Annotated in this window: 6 protein-coding genes and 1 pseudogene; 5 read left to right on the top strand and 2 right to left on the bottom strand. The window is 40.0% G+C overall.

Going from position 1 to position 5,766, the window contains the following annotated elements:
* The 4 genes and pseudogenes from SORDD27_RS10360 to SORDD27_RS06180 form a co-directional block, all read left to right on the top strand.
* Positions 1-276 (top strand): annotated as a pseudogene (locus SORDD27_RS10360) (hypothetical protein); the annotation flags it as partial.
* Positions 204-800, top strand: a complete 597-nt coding sequence (locus tag SORDD27_RS09770) for a restriction endonuclease subunit S (RefSeq protein ID WP_231069313.1) — start codon at positions 204-206, stop codon at positions 798-800. The pseudogene SORDD27_RS10360 and the gene SORDD27_RS09770, both read left to right, overlap by 73 nt.
* 21 nt (positions 801-821) lie before the next feature.
* On the top strand, positions 822-2,438 hold the full coding sequence (locus tag SORDD27_RS06185) for a type I restriction-modification system subunit M (protein WP_061427989.1): 1,617 nt from the start codon (positions 822-824) through the stop codon (positions 2,436-2,438).
* A 53-nt stretch (positions 2,439-2,491) separates the two neighbouring features.
* Positions 2,492-3,004 (top strand): restriction endonuclease subunit S, encoded by a 513-nt coding sequence (locus SORDD27_RS06180; protein WP_081103369.1) that lies wholly within the window; start codon positions 2,492-2,494, stop codon positions 3,002-3,004.
* A 7-nt stretch (positions 3,005-3,011) separates the two neighbouring features.
* Here the strand turns inward: SORDD27_RS06180 and SORDD27_RS06175 are convergent, their stop codons facing one another.
* Positions 3,012-3,938 (bottom strand): site-specific integrase, encoded by a 927-nt coding sequence (locus tag SORDD27_RS06175; RefSeq protein ID WP_061427988.1) that lies wholly within the window; start codon positions 3,936-3,938, stop codon positions 3,012-3,014.
* Positions 3,939-4,090: 152 nt separating this feature from the next.
* Positions 4,091-5,095, bottom strand: a complete 1,005-nt coding sequence (gene galR, locus SORDD27_RS06170) for a DNA-binding transcriptional regulator GalR (protein WP_061427987.1) — start codon at positions 5,093-5,095, stop codon at positions 4,091-4,093.
* A gap of 164 nt (positions 5,096-5,259) precedes the next feature.
* Between galR and SORDD27_RS06165 the strand changes: the two genes are divergently transcribed.
* A partial coding sequence (locus SORDD27_RS06165; RefSeq protein WP_330997338.1) for a galactokinase family protein occupies positions 5,260-5,766 on the top strand: 507 nt, incomplete at its 3' end.

Below are 5,766 nucleotides of genomic sequence, written 5' to 3'. Positions count from 1 at the left end.
TTTGATACGGAGCTACTATTTCCTGTTAATCATCCCGAACAAAAGGCCATCGGTTTCTTTTTCCAAGAATTGGATCAGCTCATTACCCTTCAACAGCGTGAGCTAGAGTTGATGAAAGAAGGAAAAAAGACTCTTCTTTCAAAAATGTTTCCAAAGGATGGAGAAAATTTCCCGGAAATCCGTTTTCCTGGTTTTACTGACGCTTGGGAACAGCGGAAGTTGGGGAGGTGGGAGATTTTTCCATTAAAACCAACTCTCTTTCGCGAGAAAAATTGAGTTTTAACTCAGGAAGTATAAAAAATGTACATTATGGAGATATCTTAGTCAAATTTGATAGTATATTGTGTTTTGATAATATTCATATTCCATTTATTATAGACGATAATAAGATAACATCGAAAATGTTTTTAAAAAATGGAGATATTATTTTTGCAGATGCTGCCGAAGACCACTCTGTTGGAAAATGCGTTGAATTGACTAATGTTTTGGGTGATATAGTTTCAGGTTTACATACAATTGTATATAGATCACAGATTGACTTTGCACAATACTTCTTAGGATATTATTTGAACTCGAATTCCTATCGCAAACAGATTTTTCCAATGGTTCAGGGTGCTAAGGTTTCATCCGTCAATAAGAATAATTTGTCGATAACTAATATTTCCTTCCCCACCCTCCCCGAACAAAGGGCCATCGGTTCCTTCTTCCAAGAGTTGGATCAGCTCATTACCCTTCAACAGCGTGAGCTGGAAATATTGAAAATCATGAAATCAGCATTGCTGAAAGCGATGTTTGCATAATAGAAAGGATAAAAAATTCGTATGAGTACAGCAAATGACATTACAACAAAACTATGGGCAATGGCCAATAAACTGCGTGGGACGATGGACGCTAGTGAGTATAAAAATTATATTCTTCCTTTTATGTTCTATCGTTATCTATCTGAAAACCAAGATGTCTATTTAGCTCAAAATGGTCTGGAAGAGTTTTATGATGTGACAGACAAAGAAGAGCAAGAAGACTACTTAGAAGATATTAGTAGTAATCTTGGTTATGCGATTAAGCCGGAGTATACATGGGGACGTTTGGTAGCGAAAATCGAAAACCATCGAATCAAGGCGAGCGATTTCCAAGATATGTTTGACTCTTTTGAGACACAAGCTAAGCGTAATCCCATGGCTGAGCAAGATTTTGCAAATGTCTTTTCAGATATCAATCTTGGGGATACCCGATTGGGTTCGAGCACTAACGAGCGCGCCAAGGCACTTAACGATATTGTTCTCATGATTCATGAGTTTAGCTTCAAGGACGAGTCTGGACGCGATATTTTGGGAGATGTGTATGAGTATCTTATCGGTCAATTTGCGGCTAATGCTGGGAAAAAAGGCGGTGAGTTTTATACGCCACATGAGGTCAGTCAAATCTTAGCAAAACTTGTCACAGTGGATGCGAAGGAAAATGACGATCAGTTTCGAGTGTATGATCCTACTATGGGTTCAGGTTCCTTACTCTTAACAGTGCAAAAAGAGTTGCCAGAAGGGGAGCGTGAAGGTAGTGTTGACTTTTACGGTCAAGAACTCAATACCACTACCTATAACCTTGCGCGTATGAACCTTATGATGCATGGTGTTAACTATCGCAATATGAATCTCAAACGGGGGGATACATTGGATACGGATTGGCCTTTTGCTGAAAAAGATGGTATTCAACTTCCGCTTAAGTTTGACGCTGTTGTAGCTAATCCACCATATTCGCAAAAGTGGGAGATTAAGAGTATCGATCGTTCTAAAGATTCACGTTTCAAGTTTGGTGTTGCTCCTGCTTCTAAGGCGGATTACGCTTTTATCCTGCATGGCCTCTACCATTTGGAAAGCACCGGGACTATGGCGATTGTGCTTCCGCATGGTGTTCTATTTAGGGGAGCAGCTGAAGGGAAGATTCGCCAAAAGATTATTGATGAGAATCTTCTCCACGCTGTTATCGGTTTGCCTGCTAATCTCTTCTATGGAACTAGCATTCCGACTTGTGTGCTTGTTTTTAAAGGACGTAAAGCACGTGGTGAATGCTCTGATGTTTTGTTTATCGATGCGTCCGGTGATTTTGAAAAAGGAAAAAACCAAAACAAGCTGACAGCAGATAACATAACTAAAATCATTGAGACTTATCATGAACGTGAACATGTCGATAAGTATGCTCATGTGGCTAGTCTTGAGGAAATCAAGGAGAACGATTATAATCTCAATATTCCCCGTTATGTAGATACTTTTGAAGAGGAAGAAGTAGTTCCTTTGTCAGAAGTTGCACAAGAATTAACCCAAGTCCGAGCTGAAATAGAAGCAACCTCAGCTAGTCTCTTTAAACTTTTAGGAGAACTGGAAGGAACAACTGAGGAAGCAAAAAACGAACTAGCAAAGTTTGTAGAGCTCCTCAAAGGATAAAAAATGCTGAACTGCTTCCTATCGAAGCAGTTTTTTGCCGGAACCAAGAACGGATGAACGCTTGGGAACAGCGGAAGTTTAAAGACTTGAGTTCAAAAGGAGGTAAGAGAAATTCTAGCGGAAACGAGTATCCTGTATATTCAGTGAGTAATCAAAGTGGCTTAATTCCACAATCAGAACAATTTGAGGGAAGCAGGTTAGATACTCTAGATAAAAATTCATACAAGATTGTAGAGCCCAATGATTTTGTTTACAATCCAGCACGAATAAATGTTGGTTCAATTGCATTTAATCATTTAAGAGAAAGTATTATTGTTAGTTCATTGTATGTAATTTTCTCACTTAACAGGTCGGTTGATAACAGATTTGCTCTTCAATTTATAAAGAGTGATGATTTTATTAAAGAAGTGCGAAAAAATACAGAGGGAAGTGTCAGAGAGTATCTTTTTTATGAGAATTTTTCAAACATTCGTTTGCCTTTACCTCCCACCCTTTCCGAACAAACGGCCATCGGTTCCTTTTTCCAGGAGTTGGATCAGCTCATTACCCTTCAACAGCGTGAGTGATTCCTACTTAATTGAGACTAGATAGTGATCGCATAATCAAATCAATATCTTGATTTTCAAGTTCTTGGATAATATGAAGGTATGTTTTTTGAGTAGTGGTCATGCTAGCATGCCCTAGTCGTCTAGCAACACTAGCAATTGAAACACCAGCAAAAAGCAGAAGTGAAGCATGGGTATGCCGCAGACCGTGTAAAGTAATCACGGGAACTTTGGCTTCCTTACATCTCTTCTCTAAGACGTTATTTATAGTAGAATTGTATATTTTCCCATGAACAAAGATAGGTTGTTCTGAAGGGAGATCACGTGTTAGTTCGGCGAATTGGATGACAGTTTGCCAATCTAATTGAATTTTTCGGACAGAAGAACGATTTTTCGTTGGTGCAAATTCTCCAGTTTCTTTATAATTCCAAGTTTTATTAATACTGAGTAGTTGATGAGGAAAGTCAAAGTCAGCTGGTGTGATGCCCAGAGCTTCAGAAAAACGAATTCCAGTCTTAGCTGTTAGTAATATAAGCCAATCCCAGTTGAGATGATTAGATAGCTTTAAATGAGTTAAGAGTGTATGAAGTTCAAACTGATTGAGGTATTTTGGCTTCTTTTCTCGAGGATTTTTCCCTTTAATAATGGCCTTACGAGTAGGATCGTGAGTGATTAACCCTTCATCTACAGCATCCATAATCGCACTTTTAAGCTGATGGTGAAAATCCATTGTTGTGACACGTTCATGCTCTTTTGCGTAGTTATTGAGTAACTGTTGATAAACGATACGATTTACATCGCATAGTTTTAGATCAGGTGCTAGTTCTTGTAGCCAGTGCAGGGTCATTTTGTATTTTTGTAAAGTAACATTTCGGATGGCTCCTTCTTTGTAAATGGTAATCCATTGTTTGTAGTAGGTATGTAGGTAGTCGTTTGGAGTTATTTTAGCTAACATTTGGAAATTCCTTTCTAATAGGTTGGTGTATACTAATGGCTCGCCTCATTAGTATCATACTACTTTTATCAGCTGTTTAAAAATATGATTGTGGAGGGATAGCAAAAAACTCACAAGCAAGTTTCGTTCAGAATCTTGTTTGTGAGTTTTTCTTATTTATTAGTGGTACTTTCTCTCAAAGTCAGTCTGGTGCCCAGCATGGTTAGGCTAGGGATTTTGCGACCATGGAGAACTTCTTTATTAAGAATATCCATACCTGCTCGGCCCATTTCCTCGGTATAGACGGTAATGCTAGAAAGCGGAGGATAGACCTGCTTGGTCAGGCTAGTGTCGTTAAAAGAAATGAGGCTGACGCGATCTGGTAGGCTAATTCCAGCTTCTTGAAGGGCACGGAGGGCGCCGATGGCTAAACTATCGCTAGCAGCGAAAAAGGCTGGTGGGAGTTGTTCTCCTAGCTTGTGAATGGCCTCCTTCATCAAGTCATAGCCAGACTGGGCAGTAAAGCTCCCCTGAAAGACCAGTTCTTCATGGTAGATACCATTTGCTTGGGTAATGTCTTTGAAATTTTCTAGCCGCTTATCCTGGATAATTTCTTCCTGGTCGGTTGTTTCTTCAAGACCTGTGAGAATGCCAATTCGATCCAACCCTTGACTGAGGAAATGGTCTACAACTTGTTTCACAGCAGTGTAAAAGTCAGTGATAATACAGGTATGGCCTAGTGAGAGGGTATCACTGTCTAGAAAGACCAAGGGTTTTTGGTATTCTTCAAAGGCAGCAATCTGAGCTCGGCTAAATTTTCCGATGCAGAGAATGCCAATCACTTCCTCGCTGAGGGTAAAAGGATGGTCATTAAAATAGCGCAGGATATCATAGTCCAACTCTTGGGCTCTTTTTTCAATACCGAGACGAATCTGGTAGTAGTAGAGGTCGTCCAACTCCCCTTGTTCGCTGACCCATTGGATAATGGCAATCTTTTGCTTGGGTTTGTGGGACTCGCCTGTCTTGAGATGCTTAGTATAGCCCAGCTCTTCAGTGACAGTTAAAATGCGATGTCTGGTTTCTTCTGTAACAGATAGGCTCTGGTCGCGATTGAGGACACGGGATACGGTCGCGATAGAGACAGAGGCGAGCTGTGCAATGTCTTTTAATGTAGCCATAAATCCTCCTCCTTTTAAGTTAGTATATCATATTTTTCTTCTTTTTACCGATTGTTTAGTAAAACTTTAGTAAAAAGGATTGACCTTGACAAATCCCTTGGATACAATAGAAGAAAACGATTACACGTTAAGGTGACTTAACGGACAGTCAAAGGAGAATTCATATGACACAACATCTTACTACTGAAGCCCTTCGCAAAGACTTTCTTGCCGTTTTTGGTCAAGAAGCAGACCAAACTTTCTTTTCACCAGGCCGTATCAATTTGATTGGTGAACACACGGATTACAATGGTGGGCATGTTTTCCCAGCAGCTATTTCCTTGGGAACTTATGGGGCGGCTCGCAAACGTGACGACCAAGTTTTGCGTTTCTACTCAGCCAACTTTGAGGACAAGGGTATCATTGAAGTGCCTCTTGCTGACCTCAAATTTGAAAAAGAGCACAGCTGGACCAACTATCCAAAAGGGGTTCTTCAGTTCTTGCAAGAAGCTGGACATGTGATTGACAAAGGGTTTGATTTTTATGTTTATGGGAATATCCCAAATGGTGCAGGCTTGTCTTCATCAGCATCCTTGGAACTCTTGACAGGGGTCGTGGCAGAGCATCTCTTTGATTTAAAACTAGACCGTTTGGATTTGGTTAAAATCGGAAAACAAACAGAAAATAACTTC

Source organism: Streptococcus oralis (assembly GCF_001579025.1).
GTDB lineage: Bacteria > Bacillota > Bacilli > Lactobacillales > Streptococcaceae > Streptococcus > Streptococcus oralis_X.
This window is presented reverse-complemented; position numbering and strand designations above follow the sequence as displayed.